The following is an 18,398-nucleotide window of genomic DNA, read 5'->3' as shown; positions in this document are numbered from 1 at the left end:
TTAGGGGCGGGAATTTAGTCAGCCCGGAATCAAGCGAATGATCGTTTCAATCATTACAGTAAGAATCGGAATTGCCATGGCCAGAATAAGGATTTTGCCGCCAAGTTCGATCTTTGAGGCGATTGCGCCTTGACCAGCATCCTTTGTGATTTGGGCCGCAAATTCGGCAATATAGGCGATGCCGATTATTTTTAGGATTGTTTCCACATAAACAACATTCACCCTGGCATTGGCAGCCAGCTTCTGAATCATGGAAATGATCTGATAAATTTGATCTACCAGAAAAAGGAAGATAGCTGAACCTGTGAACACAATCAGCAAAAAGGCAAAGTTGGGCTTTTGCTCTTTGACAATCAGTGCCAGAAATGTCGCGATCAGTGCTACACCTGTTATTTGAAGGATTTCAATCGCAAAGCCCTCCCTTACCCCTGAAATAGGAATACCGATTTGATTTTTTGAAAAAGATCATCAACAATCGATGCAACCATGAAAAGGATATAGATGAATCCAAACAACGTTACCCACTGTGCATATTCCTTCTTCCCCACCTGATCGAGAATCGTGTGCAAAAATGCCACAACAATGCCTACACCTGCTATTTTAAAAATGATATCCACTTCTAGACCCATCTTGTCCTCCTCCTAAACGCTACATCAGTAAGATGATTAATAATAAGCCAGATAAAAAGCCGATGCTTTTCACCATTTTTTCGTATTTCATCTGTTTCTCGCAGGCATCTGCTTCTTCTCGTTCAAGATGGGAAATCGTCAGGAGAATTTGTTTTTGCTGAGAATGCCTGTCATGCCTGCCAAGCGTTTCTCCAAATTGCTTCATGATTTCAAATTCTCCCTGTTTGAAGGCTGTCAATTTCCAGACTTCTTTCAGGCTCTCTTCCCATGCTGATTTGACTGTGGTTTCAGATTCAGTCAGCTTTTTGGAAAATGTCTCAAAAAACCATGAGAGGGGCTTCGCCATTTGTTCAGACAGCTTCCTTGAAGCTTCATGGAGAGGTGTATGCCCGTACATGATTTCCGCTTCCAGTGACTGCAAGGCCGACTTCAAAAGCCGGAGCTGTCTTGGCCGTTCACTAAGATGCCTCGAAGCCTCAAAACCTGTCCAGGTTGTCGACAGGATAATCAATATAGCACCGATTATTTTTATCATTTATGTCACTCTCACTTTTTGGCGGATCTCATTTCCGCTTACATCACGAATCGAAGTGATTGTCCCAGGGCCTGAAATTCTTCCAAGTTCCACAAACCGGTCAAAGATGCCCATTTCTAGGATTGGTTTCAAGGTTGGCCTTTTTTGGATATCCTCAAGAGATTCCCCATGCGTGGTCATGATCAGCTTGATTCCTGCGTTGACAGCTTCAAGGATCGCATCGGCATCTTCTTTCCGGCCAATTTCATCCACGACAAGAATATCCGGACTCATTGAACGAATCATCATCATCATGCCTTCTGCTTTCGGACATGAGTCCAATATATCCACCCTTGGTCCAAAGGTTAGCTGCGGGACTCCCTTAACACATCCGGCAATTTCTGATCTTTCATCGACAATCCCCGCTTTTAAAGGCGGTACTTTTTTGTCAGGAACACCACTTGAAATCATCCTGGCTATATCCCTGAGCAATGTTGTTTTGCCTGTCTGCGGGGGACCGATGATCATCGTATGCTTCCAGCCGTTTTGGTATATATATGGCATCAGCGGGTCAGCAATCCCGATTTTCTCCCTTGCAATCCTGAAATTGAAAGAAGAAATATCCCTGATTGCTTTTACAGAGCCATTTTCAAGAATGACCTTCCCGGCAAGCCCGACTCGATGGCCGCCGGCAATAGTAATATAACCGCGCTTCAATTCTTCCTCCAGGGTATACATAGAAAAATGCCCGAGCTTATTCAACAGCTGGACAGCATCCTCAGGGGGAATGATATACGGCAGGAAGTTCGGCTTTCCTCTTACCGTTATTTCAAGCGGCCGGTTGATCCGGATCCGCACTTCTTCCATCCCATCTTTGTCATTAGGAGGCACTGCGTCCAGCAATTCAGCAATCCGTTTCGGCAAAAAAGATAAGATATCATCCATCATTGATCCTCCTGATTTTCGCTTACTTAATATGTATGCCTGCTTGGCCACTTTATGACCTGCAGATTCATTCAGAACGGCTTCACAATCGTTTTTTCAATAAAGATCAAAACGAAAAAATAAATTCAGTTTTGAATGAAAAGACTAGTATTGAAAGGAGTTGATCAAAATGAATGAGGATCATCAGAAGTTCCAGAAAGTGCAAAGGGCCGACCGCGCTACTTACCTCGGAGGAGGCAGGAGTCTCAAGGAATCGCCAATGACCGACCCAAAATATAACAACAAAAATGATACGGACAAAGCACCCGGAGCCGGCGAGTAATTGATTTTTCCTCAAGATTCACCAATATGATCCCTCCTCGTTATTTGTTTTTCTTTTCTTACATAGATATGGGTAAGAGACAATAAATGTGGAGGGATGATGATGGTTAATGGAGGATATGGTGCCTATAATACGAACAATGCTGGAAACAATAGAAAAATCACAGTCAGCGGCGAAGGGAATGTTTACTCCGCACCCAACAGGGCAACAGCTACAGTAGGGGTTCGGACAGAAAATCCAAACCTCCAAGCCGCCCAGACAGAGAATGCGGAAAATTCTGCTTCAATGTTAAAATCGTTACAGAACCTCGGGATAGCAAAGGATGATATAAAAACGGCAGATTTTCGGATCGATCCCATCTATACCTATGAGGAAGGCAAGCAGCTATTTCAGGGGTATCGTGTCACACATTTGTATACTGTCACTATCAGGAATCTTGCCCAGGCGGGATTGGCCATTGATACGGCTGTGGCCAATGGAGCGAATGAGGTAATGAACATCCAATTCTCAGTCGCAGAGCCTCAGGCCTTATATAACCAGGCACTTTCAATTGCAGTAATCGATTCATACAACAAAGCACAAACCATCGCCCGGACACTGGGATTCCATACTTCCATTTCCCCTCTCTCCATTACCGAGGAAACCCAAAAGGGATCTCCCGGCCCCTTCCTGGTTGCTTCAATGGACACTAGCAGCGCAAAAGGAACGCCCATAGAACCGGGCAAGCTGGAGATCAAAGCAACCGTGACAGGAACGTATATTACTTGATAAAAAGCAAAGCCAGGCTGTCTGCCTGGCTTCTGCATTGCTTGATAACTTGACTGATAATCACTTATCGAATGAAAAAAGAGCCCTCACCAAAAATGGATGACCTTTATCTCCTGACACAATTTGTCTATATCCACTTTTTGATTTTTAAGTTAAAATACCTCTATAAGTATTTTTAGGAGGTTCATCATGAAGAAGTTATTCGCAGCATTCCTGTTCGTCTTGTTAATCACCGGCTGTTCTGGCGGCTCTTATACCGATGTTTCAGTCGACAAGGCCAAAGAATTGATTGATAGCGGAGAAGTTCAGGTCCTGGATGTCCGTACACCGGATGAGTTCGCTGCTGGCCATATTCCCGGCGCAAAATTAGTTCCGCTGCAAGTCATCGAAAGCATGCTTTCAGAGCTCGATCAAGATGAAAAGTATCTGGTTGTATGCCGAAGCGGCAACCGTTCAACCCAGGCTAGCGGAATTCTGGCAAAAAACGGATTTAAGAATATTTACAATATGACTGGCGGATTGAATGAGTGGAAGTTTGATCTTGAACAATAAATTAAAAGCATCTCGTGAATATTCATGAGATGCTTTTTTTATGCTTGAATAAAAAAGAACCTGCTGGCAAATGCAGCAGGTTCCTGAAAAATTATGCGCGTGATACATAAGAAGAATCTGTTGTATTGATGATAAGTCTGTCTCCCTGGTTTACAAAGAATGGAACCTGTACAGTAAGGCCAGTTTCCAATGTCGCAGGCTTAGTACCGCCGGAAGCAGTGTCACCTTTGATACCTGGTTCTGTTTCTGTTACTTCCAATTCAACAGTGTTTGGAAGCTCGACACCAAGAGTTTCATGGCCGAATTGCATGATGTAGACTTCCATGTTTTCCTTAAGGAATTTCAACTCATATTCAATAGAAGTTCCTGGCAATTCGATTTGCTCGTAAGACTCATTGTCCATGAATACGTGCTGGTCGCCGCTAGCATACAGATACTGCATTTTGCGGTTCTCGATTTGTGCTTTCGCTACCTTTTCACCTGCACGGAAAGTTTTTTCCTGGATTGCTCCTGTACGAAGATTACGAAGCTTTGAACGAACGAAAGCCGCTCCTTTTCCTGGCTTTACGTGTTGGAAATCAAGTACACGCCAAATGCCGTTATCAACTTCAATCGTTAGGCCCGTACGGAAATCGTTTACTGAAATCATTGTTTGTCCTCCTAATGTCGTCTTATAGAATGATGAGTTCTTTCGTAGAATGCGTCAGTGACTCATTATGGTCAAGTGTAATCACAGTATCATCTTCAATCCTTACCCCGCCAAGGCCGGCGATGTAAATTCCTGGCTCAACAGTCACAACCATGCCTGTTTCAAGAATGGTGTCTGAACGGAATGAAAGACCAGGTCCCTCATGTACTTCAAGACCGATTCCGTGGCCTGTAGAATGGCCAAAATACTCGCCATATCCTTTTTCGGTAATAAAGTTCCTTGTTAAAGCATCCGCTTCTTTGCCCGTCATTCCAGGTTTGATGCCTGCCATACCACGAAGCTGGGCTTCAAGCACAATATTATAGATTTCCATCAGCTTTTCGGAAGGATTTCCCATCGATACTGTACGAGTGATATCAGATACATACCCATTATAATATGCCCCATAATCCAGGGTTACAAAGTCTCCTGTTTCAATCACCTTGTCACTTGCTACTCCGTGCGGAAGGGCTGAACGATAGCCGGAAGCCACAATAATATCAAATGATGAAGAGGTTGCCCCCTGCTTTCTCATAAAAAATTCAAGTTCATTCGATACTTCAAGCTCTGTTCTTCCAGGACGGATAAACTCAAGTATATGTGTAAACGCAGCATCTGCGATGGCTGCTGCTTCCTTTAATATCTTAATCTCTGAATCAGTCTTTATCAAGCGTAACTTTTCAATTTCACCCGATACAGGCACTAATTCAGCTTCCACGGCTTTATCGAAGGTTTTGTAAGCTGAGTATGTAACATGATTTTCTTCAAAGCCGAGCTTTTTAATCCCCAGTTTTTTTGCCTGCTCGGCAACCTCATCGTGGACCAAACCTTTATGCAGGACGACTTCATAACCTTCACATTGCTTGGCTGCCTGCTCTGTATACCTGAAATCGGTGATGAATAAAGCTTTATCAGCACTGATCAGCACCATGCCCGCCGAGCCAGTGAAACCCGTCATATATCGGCGATTATAATCGCTTGTAACGAGCATTCCATCAATTCCAAGCCTTTGGAAGCTTTCACGCAATTTTTGTATTTTTCCCATAACCTCTTCCTCCTCTTATCCTTCTACTCTTTTGAACGCTTCAAGCGCCAGTTCATAGCCAAGAAGCCCCAGGCCTGCAATCTGCCCCGTGGATACAGGGGCAATCACTGATTTGTGCCTGAATTCTTCCCTCTGATATACATTCGAGATATGTACTTCGATAACCGGACAGGTAATTCCTGCTATCGCGTCCCTGATGGCATAGCTATAGTGGGTGAATGCCCCGGGATTAAAGATAATTCCGTCTATAGCAGTGTCCTCTGCCTCATGGAGTTTGTCAATCAGTTCCCCTTCATGATTGGATTGAAAACAGACAACCTCCATCTGCTTCTCAGCACCTAGCTGGATCATCCGTTTTTCCAAATCACTCAAAGTGCTGACACCATAAATTCCGGGCTCTCTTTTCCCAAGCCGGTTCAAGTTCGGACCATTGAGCATAAGTATTTTTTTCATGTTCAGGCTCCCGTAAAAAAAGAATGTTCACTAAGAACATTCTATCATAACTATTTTTGTGAAAACTACTTTCAGCCGCTCAAGAGGTGATCTCCTGACGATTTTTCTCCTTGTTGCGATTCTCATTTTCCTCATAGGATATAGAATAACCGACAAACACACCATATAGAACATAGAAACAAAGCGAAGTGACCAAGGTGTTTTTTGACAGGTCCCAGAAAGGTTTGATCCCGGGGAACAGCGGATTGAGCACATAGAATACAAGGAAAAACAGCGCAATTCCGAAGGCTGCACCAGCCCAGATGGAATTCAGCTTCCTCATTGCCACATAATAGACCATGGCGGCACCTGCTGAAAAAATGCCAATCGCTATGATCGATATGACTGTCCCAAGCCACTGCTGCTTCCACTCTCCCAATGCCCAGGGTTCCAGGATCACGTTTGGGCGGATCTCGGTAAAATTAAATATATAGGCCAAATAAGCCAGAGCACTCCAAAAGATCCCGCCGAACAATCCCGTAACTATACTCATCGCAATGAATGACATCGGTTTTTCCCTTTGATCCTGTTCTAAATTGCCATGATTTTCTGCCATATATTGCACCTCCGGTTTTAGTATGTCCCTGTTGTGCAAATGAATTGCATATCTGGAAAAAATGTTACGGAGGCCTGTTCTTCATATAGAGGTTTTTATTGATTTTTAGTAAAATGAATTTAACAGAAATCTTTCTCGTCTTTGTGTCCAAATGCCATGAAAATGGAAATCTTTCGTTTAAGTCGCTTTTAAAAAGGTAAAAGTAGCAGGAGAAGAGTATAATATCGAAGAATTTGTATAAAGTAATCGTTGGTAAGTTTAAAAACAGTTGAAATTGCTCATGATGCTAGTAGGGAGGTGGCTTTCTTCGATGAGTAGAACTTTTAAGTATATTTTTTCAGGGCTGATTGTCCTTGCAATCTTTGGTTTCGCCTTTCAGTTGTTTACCGATCCTGTAAGTATTCTTGTTACACTGGCAACAATTGCATTGATTGGTGCCGCAATCTATTTCCTTGTGACCCGCCTGTCGGGATCAAGTGCGGGCAGAGAGCAAAAGCGTGCTTTCCAAAAGGCAGCAAAGCGGTCCAAGAAACGGTACCAGGCAAAAGAAGCGAATGCATCCTCTAAACGTTCTAAGATAAAATCCCTCGCATCGGCACGGAAAAAGAAGGACGCTTCGCACTTAACAGTCATAGACGGTAAAAAAAGCAGAAAAAAAAATCGGGCTTCCTTTTAAAGCTCGATTTTTTGCTTTATAAGGAAGGCTCTTTTCTAAAACTTTGTTGCTAATTGCTGCAAAGTTGCATGGAATGACCTAGGTAACTTCGCTAAATGGACGATTTAGACGAGAAAAGAGCTTGCAAACTAGATACCGACAAGCAAAATGCCTTATCATAGGTTAAAATCGGCTTTAGGATTTTAACAACAATTCTTACGAGAAAAACCATTAAGAATCAGTAGCACCATGATTTGAAAAATTTCTCCCCATTCTTCTTTCCCAGTTCAATCAATTCTTGTTTTTTCTCATCCGAGAGTTGGAATTCGGTTGTCAAATTCCCCTCCGTCGGAATGAAGATGATATTCTTTTCATGCTTTCGCGAAATGTACCTGGAGTCATGAGCATCCTTCATTGTCTCAAATAATGCTTCAAATAATTGCAGCGCATTTTTTATTTTATTCGTTGGCTGCTGGATCAGGTTTTGACTTAGCTTGACACCAAGTACGGGACGTACTTTTTTCACATTCTCCTGGTCGAATAACCACATCGGAAAATTGCTTAGCACTCCTCCATCCACCACGATATTCGCACCGACCCGGTCACGGAGTTTTACCGGTTCGAAAAAGAACGGCAGACTGCAGCTCATCCTGATCGCCCTTGCCACAGGGAAAGTCCTTGGATCGACACCATACTTTGGAAGATCATCCGGCAGGATCAGTAATCTGCCGTTTGTGAGGTCTGAGGCAATGATCCGCAATGCATCAGGGGCAAGATCGCCAAAGGTGCGAAGCCCTCTGGCAGCCAGCACCTCCGATATCCAGCTTTCTAATTCGTCACCTTTATAGAGCCCCAGCCGCCAGTATACAAAAAGCCATTTAGTCAAGGCTGATGGGAAGATCGTTTTCCTGGAATCGAGAAATTTTTTCAGGTCAAGTTCATCCAGGATGCCCGCCATCTCCGTACTCGTGTAGCCGGCAGCAAGCAAGCCAGCGATCAGCGAACCCGCACTAGTGCCTGCGACCCGTTTAAAACGGAACCCTCGCTCCTCAATCGCTGCACAGGCACCAACCAGTGCCAACCCTTTGATTCCTCCGCCGGAAAAAACGCCGTCAATATACATATGAGCCACTCCCGTCGATGTAATCCCATCTTTACATCTTTAAGCGCTTCATTTGTAAAATAGTACGGCGTACAAGTAGAAAATTTCGGTTCAAGGACACAATCGAATTAAATCCCTAAACTCTTCTTAAGTGAAATATTGTATTTCTGCTTCCGGAAAAAATGAATGGATATAGCCGCGGATTGTTTCTTCAAGATCTTTTGCTTCATCAGTCTGATAGACATACTTGCCAATTCCGTACCTTCCCCATTTGTATTTCCTTTTCTCCTCATCCATTTCCAGTTTCGATTTAGGATAACGCTTCTGAATAACATTTTTTGCAGGTTTGGTGAAGCGGTGCTGAATCAGCTCGAAGCTTAGTCCAGTCAGGTCGATTCCTTCCAGCGAATGGCTAAGCCTTTCGAACAATTCCTGATAGCCTTCTCTCCAGCCTTCATGGATGTAGATTGGCGCAACGATGAAGCCAAGCGGGTATCCTGCCTGTGCCACTTTTCTGGCTGCCTCCAGCCTTTCATCAAAGGATGATGTTCCAGGTTCAAAGTTTTTGATCACGAAACGGGCATTGACGCTGAAACGGAATCTTGTTCTGCCATTATGTTTTGCATCGAGCAAATGGTCAACATGATGATACTTCGTGACAAAACGCAATTGCCCATATTCGGTTTGTCCGAAGAATTCAATTGTTTGTTTTAAAGCATGAGTTAAATGATCAATGCCAACGATATCTGATGTACATGCAGCTTCAAACCTGGTGATTTCAGGCTTTCTCTCATCCATGTACTTTTGTGCCTGATCGAAAATCTCCTCGAGATTCACATACGTGCGGATATATGGCTTACTGCCAAGTGTCGTCTGCAAATAGCAATAGTGGCAATGGCCCATGCAGCCGGTTGCAAGCGGTATGGCGTATTCAGCAGAAGGTTTGGAGGTGTCAAATTTCAGCGTTTTCCTGACACCAACAACCAATGTCGATTTGGCATTCCGGTACTGCTGGAGTTCATTTTCGCCAGGGATATTTCGCACCTGATTATGTGAAGTCGTCTCCCTGATTTCCAATCCCATTTTCTCGAACTTTTCTTTTAATTCCCGCCCGAGCGGATATTCCAATGCCCTCGGCTCGATATAAACAAGCTGTGGTACAAAAGCTTTCATCATCAGTCCTCATTTCATTCCATATGTCAGTAGTGTTAGTATGGGCAGAAATGAAAAAAGAGGATGGAAAAAATATTTCCATCCTTTTGGCTCATTTTGATTACAGAATAGGCAACCAGTTAGAAAATAAACAGGACAATATAATAAAGGAACATTGTAATCAGGCCGACAGGAACCCCGAATGCCGCCCATTCCTTGCTCGTTATGTTCAGTTTTCCTGCAGCGATAATATTCGGGATATTACCCGGGATCAGCATGCCTCCGCTAATGACCAGGCCAAGCAAAACCGCACGGGTTGTTCCAGAGTCCATTGCAGGACTGATTTCTGCTGCAGCAAGGGTAGCATTATCGAGGATTGCGGATATCATGTTAATCCAATATAACAGCCCCGGAGAAAGTCCTATAATATATGTTTTGATAAGTGGCTCAAACCCATGTCCAAGAAAGGTAAGGCCCATTACAAATATATAGATTTTAATTGACCGAACAGCAATTTCCTCGTACGACTCAGGACGGAAAGCCGATTTCAAACTTTTTTTTCCCCAAACGGGCCTTACAAGGATAATAGACATCACACCAAAAATAAATAATGCTGGAAGAACTTCTTTCCCAATCAACTCCAGTAAATAAAAGAAGTCCTTGTCCAATCTGCTGATTGTGATCGTGGCTAATGGCTCACCAATCGGTGTCAAGGCAGCACCAAGTCCGATCGAGAAGCACGCCAATACGGTAAAACGAACTTCAGATCTTCGGTCGAGCGGAAGGACCTTTATAATCATAACCAATATAATAGCAGCAATGATCGCAGTTATAATACTAGATGCCAGTCCAAGAAAAACAACAGTCAATCCGAAAAATAACCTGGGAGTCAGTAGTCTGCTTCCCCATAGGATCGATTTTTCCAATTCCTCCTTAAACCACTTGGCAAGCAAACCAGCAGCTAATACTGCAATCGTGATATCAATAGGTTCAGTCACCGCTTTTTCAATGAGCGGACGGTCCATCTCACCACTAATAATTGCTGCAGCAAAGCCCATAGTAAATAAAAATAGTTCCAAATTATGTTCAATCATTTTAATGGAAAAAGGCAAAAATAAAACCAGCAGCAAAATAATAATTAACCCAATCATCGCTTCCCCTGTCCTTTTTTCTGCTTCTATTACTATATAATAGGAGCAATCCTAATATTTAGAACATGGAGTTTTTTGGTTCATGGAGGTAAACCAGAATTTACCCATAGAAATAGCCACGGCCTGGGCCGTGGCTAAACTATTGATTCTATATTATAAACCACACTTTAATTGCGCGTTACAGTTTGTACAAGTATTGCAGCCGCCGATTTCTTTTACCTCACCTTTGCGGCAGACCGGGCATGTGTTGCCGACTTCAGAGCCAATCGTCACATTGGTTGATCGCAATTCATTGATCGTATCGACAAGCACAACATGCTGCTTTTGTTTTTCTTTCTTTTCAACTTCATCATCCATTGAGTTCTCTTCAGCTTTAAGCGTCAATACCTGGGAATCGCGGGAGCCGTCTACATAAACGGTTCCGCCTTTTGCTCCTCCTTTATAAAGGCGCTCATATACCTTTTCCACCTGCTCAACGCTGTAACCCTTCGGTGCGTTGACCGTTTTGCTGATCGAGCTGTCAATCCAGCGCTGGATGACACACTGCACATCAGCATGGGCTTCAGGGGCCAGTTCCATCGCAGATACGAACCAGTTCGGCAGGTTCTCAGGATCTGCCTCCGGATGACGGTCGAGGTATTCCTGGACGATATCCGCCTTCACCTCGATGAACTTGCCTAGTCGGCCGCTTCTGAAGTAAGAGAAGCTGAAGTATGGCTCAAGGCCTGTTGATACGCCAACCATTGTACCAGTAGATCCTGTCGGAGCAACAGTCAGCAAGTGCGAGTTGCGAATTCCATTTTCAAGGATTGATTCACGAATATCCTCAGGCATTTTCTTCATGAAACCAGTATTTGTGAATGCCTTACGAAGTCTGTTTGTTTCTTCTTCTGTGCCGCCCTGAAGGAATGGGAAGCTTCCTTTTTCCTTTCCAAGTTCAACAGATGCACGGTACGCTGATGTCGCGATGGTTTCAAAAACCTTATCGACAAGCTGGTTACCTTCCTCTGAACCGTATTCTGTTTCACAGTAGATCAGTAAATCATGAAGACCCATTACCCCTAGACCGACACGGCGTTCGCCCAGGGCTTGTCTCTTATTATCTTCAAGGAAATATGGAGTCGCATCGATGACATTGTCCTGCATGCGCACACCAACTTCAACAGTACGCTTCAATTTTTCAAAATTAACTGTTTTGGTTTCCTTGTCCGCCATTTCTGCAAGGTTAACAGCAGCCAGGTTGCAGACAGAGTTTGGTGCGAGAGGCTGTTCCCCACACGGGTTGGTCGCTACAACCTTCTGTCCATATGCCTGTGCGTTCGTCATGTCGTTGGCATTGTCGATGAAGAAAATGCCAGGCTCCGCAGAATACGTCGCACAGATATTGATCAGGTTCCATAGTTCTTTGGCTTTGATTTTTCTATAGGTACGGACTTTATAGCCAAGCTTTTCCCACTCGCGAACATCCCCTACTTTATGCCACTCTTCATTATAAATTTTCATCGTCTCAGCATCGTAGCTTTCTACATCTGGGAAGCGAAGTTCATAGTCTGCATCGTTGTCGACTGCATCCATGAAATCTTTTGTCAATGTGACTGAGATATTTGCACCAGTCAGGAATTCTGAGTTATGGACAGTATAAGTTCCGCCTGTTGCAAGCTTTTCTTCAGCAGATTTAATGATATCAGCGCTGAATCCACCGTAGCCTGGGATCGTTTTGTAGTTCACAATTCCCTGGTACATTGCTTCTTCCTGAAGTGTCATCGGCGTGAATTTAAGTTTTTCCTTAGCCATTTTCTTGATTGACTCATCGTTTGTGTTTTCTATCAGGAAGCGAAGGATTCTTGGGTTCTGCATTTTTGAAATGATGAATTCCACAATGTCAGGATGCCAGTCAGAAAGCATGATCATCTGCGCTCCCCTTCTTGACCCGCCCTGCTCAACTAAATGTGTAAGCTTGGCGATGTCATCAAGCCATGAAACCGATCCGGATGATTTTCCGTTTACGCCTCTGGCCAGTGTGTTGCGCGGTCTTAATGTTGATCCGTTCGTTCCGACTCCGCCGCCGCGGCTCATGATTTCCATGACCTGCTTGCGATGCTCAGAGATGCCTTCGCGGGAATCTTTTACGAAAGGCATTACATAGCAGTTGAAGTAGGTTACGTCTGTGTCTGCGCCTGCTCCGTAAAGGACACGCCCTGCAGGAATGAAGTTCATTGATACTAGTTCCTGATAGAACTTTTCAAACCACTCCTGGCGCTTCTCTTCTGTTTTTTCAACAGCTGCCAGCCCCGTCGCATTCCGTTTTGCGATTTGCTCGTAGAATACTTCCAGCGGCTTTTCAATCACGTCCAGGGAACGCTTGATAATGCCAGTGGCTGATTCTTCGGGATCATCAAGTACTCCGCGAAACTCTTCTTCTACAAGAACTTTCGCTGTCTTGTTCTCCCAATCAATATCTTGTATGAATCCAAGTCCGCGTGCCGGGAACTTTGGATCTTCCTTGATCGTGAGGACGACAAAATCCCCACTAGAGAGTGTGATTTTTTCGGTGTCTTTAAAAGTATAGCGGTCCAGCATGACAAGTCGGGAGACGCCTTTGTGGGTAAGTTTCATTTCAGGTGTGATGGGGTGAACCTGCGGGAACAACTTGATATCCTCATTCAGACTTTCAACATTCAGGCTCATTTTTTGTCCAATAGTAACAGACATTTCTACAACTCCTTCAAAGGTTTAAATCCATTCTTTAATGTGATACTAGAAATATGTAATTCTAGCTGCTTTTTTTGAATTACCCTTACGTTATCATATCGAAACATCAAAAATCAATATATAGTGTATTTTTTATTTTCGACAATACTATATATGGTGTTCAGGACAAAAGAACTTTATTTTGTCAAACATGAAAACTACTAAAAATGAGAGATAAAAAGAGAGAAAGATAGAATTTTTCCCTTAAACGATAAAAAACAACAAATTTCGAGGGTTGCACTTTTTACAATCCCCCCGACCTCTAGAAAATACTGGATAAAAGAAAAAAAGCGGTTCAACCGCTTTAAAAATTTTTTATCTTTTAAAATTCCAGTCATCAGATTCGTACTTGTTTTTGGCAAGTGCATTCACATAATCCAATTCCTCTTCACTTAAGGTATAAGGCTCCAAAATAATTCCAAGCCCGTCCTCGAAACCTTCTTTGAAGGCTTTCTTCGCTTCTTCTAGTTCAATTTTCCGGCCGCTGATCTCATTGATTGCCACTGCCTTGGTCTTGAAGGCTCGCTGCATTCTTTCTTTGATTCTGTCATTCGGGTACTTGAATAAGCTGAAAAGTTTATCTTCATCCAAATCCAGCAATATGGATCCATGCTGAAGGATGACACCTTTCTGACGTGTCTGGGCACTTCCGGCGACCTTCCTTCCCTCGACAACCAGCTCGTACCAGCTTGGTGCATCAAAACAAACCGCAGATCTCGGGTTCTTCAGTGCATCTTTTTCGGCAGATGTTTTTGGCACGGCAAAATAAGCTTCCAGTCCAAGTTTCTGGAACCCTAGTAAAATCCCCTCTGAAATGACGCGATATGCCTCAGTGACTGTTTTCGGCATTTCAGGGTGGTCTTCTGTAACGATGACACTATATGTAAGTTCGTGTTCATGCAGGACACCCCTGCCTCCAGTGGGCCTGCGCACAAATCCGAGACCATGATGCTGTACCGCATCCATATCAATCTCGCGCTCGATCCTCTGGAAATAGCCAACTGAAAGTGTCGCCGGGTTCCAGCCATAAAAGCGGACAACAGGCGGGATTTTTCCGGCACCATGCCAATCGAGCAACGCCTCATCCAGCGCCATATTGAATGACGGTGAATTGTCTCCTGAATCAATAAATCTCCATACCTCTTTTTCCATTGCATTACCCCATTTAAAATTGTTCAAAGCTACGATTTTTTTAGTCTAACAAATAAATTTTCAAAAGCAAAGCAGCTTGTTCGAAAGAATTTTGTTAAATTCCTTTGCTCTTATCCAGGAAGGCTTATATAATTAAAGGTGGCTCAGCTAAGCTTGAAAGGAGAAATATGTTTTGGATACACTTATTTTTTTAATCGTCCTGACAGTTGCGGTGATTCTTTACTCTGTGTTTATGTATTTCCGCCAAAAGAAAATCCTGAAGACTTTGTCAGAGGAAGAATTCAAAGCAGGGTACCGTAAAGCGCAGCTCATTGATGTCCGTGAACCAAATGAATTTGCCAACGGACATATTCTAGGCGCAAGAAACATCCCGCTAACCCAGCTAAAGGCACGTCTGAAGGAAGTCAGACCGGACAAGCCAGTCTATCTTTATTGCCAGAGCGGATCACGCAGCGGCCGTGCTGCACAGCTGCTTCACAAAAAAGGCTATAAAGACTTATCCCATCTTGAAGGCGGCTTCAAAAAATGGGGCGGCAAAATCAAAGCTAAATAAGCAATCTTTCCATAAAATCACCCCTCAGCAGAAATGCTGGGGGGTTAGCTTTTAAAGTCATAACACTCTTTTCGGTTTAGCTTCTTTTAGTTCTAAAATAAATGTCTTTTGCATCTTAGGTTCGGACAGCTTTTTGCTTATTTCCTCCAAACCTGTCCGAAGTTGCTCCTGGTTCGGACAGCTTTCTACTGATTTCCTCCAAACCTGTCCGAAGTTGCACCTAGTTCGGACAGCTTTCTGATGATTCCTTTCAAACCTGTCCGAAGTTGCTCCTAGTTCGGACAGCTTTTTGCTTATTTCCTTCAAACCTGTCCGAAGTTGCTCCTAGTTCGGACAGCTTTCCTCTGATTCCCTTCTAACCTGTCCGAAGTTGGACCTAGTTCGGACAGCTTTTCAATGATTTCCTCCAAACCTGTCCGAAGTTGCACCTTGTTCAGACAGCTTTTCGCTGATTCCCTCCAAATCTGTCCGAAGTCTACCGGGCTCAGCTACCAAAAATAATCATTATCAAAAAAAGTCCTGCCAATTTCAAACCGGCAGGACTTTTAAAAAACTATTCAGCTTTTTGATAGCGCAGGATTGGCTTCCTTGCAGCTGTTGTTTCATCCAGGCGGCCTACAACAGTAGAGTGAGGTGCTTCCTGAACGATTTCCGGGTTCTCCTCTGCTTCACGTGCGATCTGGATCATCGCGTCGATGAACGCATCAAGGGTTTCCTTGGATTCTGTTTCTGTCGGCTCGATCATGATCGCTTCTTCTACATTCAATGGGAAGTAGATGGTTGGCGGATGATAACCGAAGTCAAGCAGGCGTTTGGCAATATCCAATGTACGGACGCCAAGCTTTTTCTGGCGCTTGCCGCTAAGGACGAATTCGTGTTTGCAGTGCCTGTTGAATGGCAGATCATAATATTCAGCAAGCCTTCTCATCATATAGTTGGCATTTAGTACCGCGTACTCTGTTACAGCCTTCAAGCCGTCTGGTCCCATTGTCCGAATATACGTATAGGCACGGACATTGATGCCGAAGTTTCCGTAGAAAGGTTTAACCCTTCCGATTGATTGCGGGCGGTCGTAATCGAATTTGTATACGCCATCCTGCTTTGTAACGATAGGCTTTGGCAGGAATGGAATAAGGTCTGCTTTTACGCCGACTGGGCCTGATCCCGGGCCGCCGCCGCCGTGTGGGCCTGTGAATGTCTTGTGAAGGTTCAAGTGAACAACATCAAAGCCCATGTCGCCAGGGCGAGCCTTGGACATTACAGCGTTCAGGTTCGCTCCATCGTAATAAAGCTTTCCGCCTGCGCCGTGGACTATCTCGGCCATCTCTAGGATATTTTCTTCAAATAATCCCAACGTGTTCGGGTTTGTAAGCATCAACGCAGCAGTATCTTCCCCAACAACCTTTTTAAGGTCTTCAAGGTCAACAAGGCCGTTTTCATCAGATTTTACCGTAATCGTTTCAAAACCAGCGACTGTAGCAGAAGCAGGATTGGTTCCGTGAGCGGAATCAGGAACGATGACCTTCGTACGGTTTTGGTCACCATTGGCTTCATGGAAAGCGCGGATCATCATCAATCCCGTCCACTCACCGTGTGCACCAGCTGCTGGCTGCAGGGTAACTTCATCCATACCGGTGATTTCAATCAAGTGTTCCTGCAGATCGTACATCAATTCAAGCGCCCCCTGCACTGAACTCTCATCCTGCAATGGATGCAAGTGTGCAAATCCGTTGAAACGAGCGACATTTTCATTCATCTTCGGATTGTATTTCATTGTACATGATCCAAGCGGATAGAATCCGGAATCAACACCGTGGTTGCGTTTCGACAATGCTGTATAATGGCGCATGATATCAAGCTCGGAAGCCTCAGGAAGTTCTGGTTCCTCTTCACGAAGGAATCCTTCAGGCAAAAGCTCTGATAAATCCGCTTCTGGAACATCCATTTCCGGAAGGCTGTAGCCGACACGGCCTGGTGTGCTTAATTCAAAAATGAGTGGCTGATCTTCCTTATGCATTGATATCCCCCATTTCCTTTACAAATGTATCGATTTCTTCTTTTGTCCTTAACTCAGTCACTGCAACAAGCATGTGATTCTCAAGTCCGGAATAATCACGGCCAAGGTCATAGCCGCCTATGATGGCCTTTTCGAGGAGCTTCTGGTTCACTTCTTTGACCGGCTTATTCAGCTTGACAACGAATTCATTGAAGGATGGGCCTTCAAATGCAATCTCAAAGCCATTTTCCTTGAATGCCTTTTTAGCGTAATGAGCTTTCTGGATATTGGCGACAGCCATTTCACGAACGCCTTTTTTACCGATTGCAGTCATCGCCACAGAGGCAGCAAGTGCATTTAATGCCTGGTTCGAGCAGATATTGGATGTCGCTTTATCACGGCGGATATGCTGTTCCCTCGCCTGAAGTGTCAATACAAATCCTCGGCGTCCCTGATCGTCCTTAGTCTGGCCGACAAGTCTTCCTGGAACCTTCCTCATCAGCTTTCCAGTTACTGCAAAGTATCCACAGTGAGGGCCGCCGAATGCTGTCGGGATCCCGAATGGCTGTGCGTCTCCCGTCACAATGTCAGCGCCGAATTTGCCTGGAGGTGTCAACGCCCCCAGCGCTAGCGGATTGCTCGAAACTACGAAAAGAGATTTGTTCTCATGGACAATTTCTTCAATTTCCTTCATTGACTCAAGACCGCCAAAGAAGTTCGGATACTGGACGATGACAGCAGCGACATCTTCGCTTGCCATATCCTTCAATGCATCCAGGTCTGTTACACCATCTTTATGAGGCACTTCGACTACATCAATGTATTGTCCTTTTGCATAAGTTTTGACGACATCCTTATATTCCGGATGGACAGCACTTGAGATCAATACCTTCTTCCTTCTGGTATGGCCCGCACTAAGCATAGCTGCTTCTGCCAGTGCAGTACCGCCATCATACATGGAAGAGTTCGCTACCTCCATGCCAGTCAATTCGGAGATCATCGTCTGGAATTCAAAGATAGCCTGAAGTTCCCCCTGTGAGATTTCCGGCTGATATGGAGTGTAGGCAGTGTAAAATTCCGAACGTGACAGAACATGGTCGACAATGACCGGAATATAATGATCATATACGCCTGCACCAATGAATGAAGTATTCATTTTTAAATCAGCATTTTTGGAAGCCATCTGGGCAAGCTCCTTCATAAGAGCTGTTTCCGGCTTAGCTTTTTTAATATTGTATTCTCCGGCAAAACGGACCTTTTCAGGAATATCGCTGAACAGTTCATCGATCGATGATACGCCGATGCTTTCCAACATTGCGTTTTTGTCACTTTCCGTCAGCGGTAAATAGCGATGCTTCATAACTCTTTCCCCTCT

Annotated in this window: 20 protein-coding genes; 5 read left to right on the top strand and 15 right to left on the bottom strand. The window is 44.2% G+C overall.

Annotated elements, in window-relative coordinates:
- Positions 1-18: 18 nt before the first annotated feature.
- Genes spoIIIAD through spoIIIAA form a run of 4 tightly spaced genes read right to left on the bottom strand, consistent with a single transcriptional unit; the run spans position 19 to position 2,088 of the window.
- A complete protein-coding gene (gene spoIIIAD, locus FS736_RS10035) occupies positions 19-408 on the bottom strand; it encodes a stage III sporulation protein AD (protein ID WP_186326758.1) in 390 nt (129 codons plus the stop codon).
- 14 nt (positions 409-422) lie between these two features.
- Positions 423-629 (bottom strand): stage III sporulation protein AC, encoded by a 207-nt coding sequence (spoIIIAC, locus tag FS736_RS10030; RefSeq protein WP_009794945.1) that lies wholly within the window; start codon positions 627-629, stop codon positions 423-425.
- A gap of 19 nt (positions 630-648) precedes the next feature.
- Positions 649-1,164 carry a stage III sporulation protein SpoIIIAB gene (gene spoIIIAB, locus FS736_RS10025; RefSeq protein WP_144476362.1) on the bottom strand — a complete coding sequence of 172 codons (516 nt, stop codon included), beginning with the start codon at positions 1,162-1,164 and terminating at the stop codon, positions 649-651.
- Entirely contained in the window at positions 1,165-2,088 is a 924-nt protein-coding gene (spoIIIAA, locus tag FS736_RS10020) for a stage III sporulation protein AA (protein ID WP_144476920.1), read from the bottom strand.
- 169 nt (positions 2,089-2,257) lie between these two features.
- Between spoIIIAA and FS736_RS24285 the strand changes: the two genes are divergently transcribed.
- The 3 genes from FS736_RS24285 (at position 2,258) to FS736_RS10010 (ending at position 3,730) form a co-directional block, all read left to right on the top strand.
- Positions 2,258-2,410 carry a hypothetical protein gene (locus FS736_RS24285; protein WP_186326749.1) on the top strand — a complete coding sequence of 51 codons (153 nt, stop codon included), beginning with the start codon at positions 2,258-2,260 and terminating at the stop codon, positions 2,408-2,410.
- A 96-nt stretch (positions 2,411-2,506) separates the two neighbouring features.
- Positions 2,507-3,178 carry an SIMPL domain-containing protein gene (locus FS736_RS10015; RefSeq protein WP_144476359.1) on the top strand — a complete coding sequence of 224 codons (672 nt, stop codon included), beginning with the start codon at positions 2,507-2,509 and terminating at the stop codon, positions 3,176-3,178.
- 189 nt (positions 3,179-3,367) lie between these two features.
- Positions 3,368-3,730: a rhodanese-like domain-containing protein gene (locus tag FS736_RS10010; protein ID WP_144476356.1), complete on the top strand. Its 363-nt coding sequence runs from the start codon at positions 3,368-3,370 to the stop codon at positions 3,728-3,730.
- A gap of 91 nt (positions 3,731-3,821) precedes the next feature.
- Here the strand turns inward: FS736_RS10010 and efp are convergent, their stop codons facing one another.
- From efp to FS736_RS09990, 4 genes are all read right to left on the bottom strand, one after another.
- Positions 3,822-4,379, bottom strand: a complete 558-nt coding sequence (gene efp / locus FS736_RS10005) for an elongation factor P (RefSeq protein ID WP_144476353.1) — start codon at positions 4,377-4,379, stop codon at positions 3,822-3,824.
- A 22-nt stretch (positions 4,380-4,401) separates the two neighbouring features.
- Positions 4,402-5,463, bottom strand: a complete 1,062-nt coding sequence (locus FS736_RS10000) for a M24 family metallopeptidase (protein ID WP_144476351.1) — start codon at positions 5,461-5,463, stop codon at positions 4,402-4,404.
- Positions 5,464-5,478: 15 nt separating this feature from the next.
- A complete protein-coding gene (gene aroQ / locus FS736_RS09995) occupies positions 5,479-5,916 on the bottom strand; it encodes a type II 3-dehydroquinate dehydratase (protein ID WP_144476348.1) in 438 nt (145 codons plus the stop codon).
- A 79-nt stretch (positions 5,917-5,995) separates the two neighbouring features.
- Entirely contained in the window at positions 5,996-6,511 is a 516-nt protein-coding gene (locus tag FS736_RS09990) for a YqhR family membrane protein (RefSeq protein WP_144476345.1), read from the bottom strand.
- Positions 6,512-6,821: 310 nt separating this feature from the next.
- On the opposite strand from FS736_RS09990, the gene FS736_RS09985 reads away from it, so the two are divergent.
- Positions 6,822-7,187, top strand: coding sequence for an SA1362 family protein (locus FS736_RS09985; protein WP_144476342.1), 366 nt, complete (start codon positions 6,822-6,824; stop codon positions 7,185-7,187).
- Positions 7,188-7,404: 217 nt separating this feature from the next.
- Here FS736_RS09985 and FS736_RS09980 read toward each other — a convergent pair whose 3' ends face one another.
- From FS736_RS09980 to FS736_RS09960, 5 genes are all read right to left on the bottom strand, one after another.
- Positions 7,405-8,289 carry a patatin-like phospholipase family protein gene (locus FS736_RS09980; RefSeq protein ID WP_144476339.1) on the bottom strand — a complete coding sequence of 295 codons (885 nt, stop codon included), beginning with the start codon at positions 8,287-8,289 and terminating at the stop codon, positions 7,405-7,407.
- 126 nt (positions 8,290-8,415) lie between these two features.
- Entirely contained in the window at positions 8,416-9,441 is a 1,026-nt protein-coding gene (gene splB / locus FS736_RS09975; RefSeq protein WP_144476917.1) for a spore photoproduct lyase, read from the bottom strand.
- A gap of 119 nt (positions 9,442-9,560) precedes the next feature.
- Positions 9,561-10,571, bottom strand: coding sequence for a DUF1646 family protein (locus FS736_RS09970; protein WP_144476336.1), 1,011 nt, complete (start codon positions 10,569-10,571; stop codon positions 9,561-9,563).
- Positions 10,572-10,724: 153 nt separating this feature from the next.
- A complete protein-coding gene (locus tag FS736_RS09965) occupies positions 10,725-13,283 on the bottom strand; it encodes a vitamin B12-dependent ribonucleotide reductase (RefSeq protein WP_144476333.1) in 2,559 nt (852 codons plus the stop codon).
- A gap of 354 nt (positions 13,284-13,637) precedes the next feature.
- Positions 13,638-14,474 carry a lipoate--protein ligase family protein gene (locus FS736_RS09960; RefSeq protein WP_144476330.1) on the bottom strand — a complete coding sequence of 279 codons (837 nt, stop codon included), beginning with the start codon at positions 14,472-14,474 and terminating at the stop codon, positions 13,638-13,640.
- Between the two features lie 172 nt (positions 14,475-14,646).
- Here FS736_RS09960 and FS736_RS09955 point away from each other — a divergent pair, with 172 nt between their 5' ends.
- Positions 14,647-15,027 (top strand): rhodanese-like domain-containing protein, encoded by a 381-nt coding sequence (locus tag FS736_RS09955; protein ID WP_144476327.1) that lies wholly within the window; start codon positions 14,647-14,649, stop codon positions 15,025-15,027.
- Between the two features lie 553 nt (positions 15,028-15,580).
- On the opposite strand, the gene gcvPB is transcribed toward FS736_RS09955, so the two are convergent.
- Together gcvPB and gcvPA are read right to left on the bottom strand one after the other, a co-directional pair.
- Positions 15,581-17,044 carry an aminomethyl-transferring glycine dehydrogenase subunit GcvPB gene (gcvPB, locus tag FS736_RS09950; protein ID WP_144476324.1) on the bottom strand — a complete coding sequence of 488 codons (1,464 nt, stop codon included), beginning with the start codon at positions 17,042-17,044 and terminating at the stop codon, positions 15,581-15,583.
- Positions 17,037-18,383, bottom strand: coding sequence for an aminomethyl-transferring glycine dehydrogenase subunit GcvPA (gene gcvPA / locus FS736_RS09945; protein ID WP_144476321.1), 1,347 nt, complete (start codon positions 18,381-18,383; stop codon positions 17,037-17,039). The genes gcvPB and gcvPA overlap by 8 nt, the downstream gene beginning before the upstream one ends.
- Positions 18,384-18,398: the final 15 nt, after the last annotated feature.

Source organism: Cytobacillus oceanisediminis 2691, assembly GCF_007678455.1.
Classification (GTDB): Bacteria; Bacillota; Bacilli; order Bacillales; family Cytobacillaceae; genus Mesobacillus; species Mesobacillus oceanisediminis_A.
This window is presented reverse-complemented; position numbering and strand designations above follow the sequence as displayed.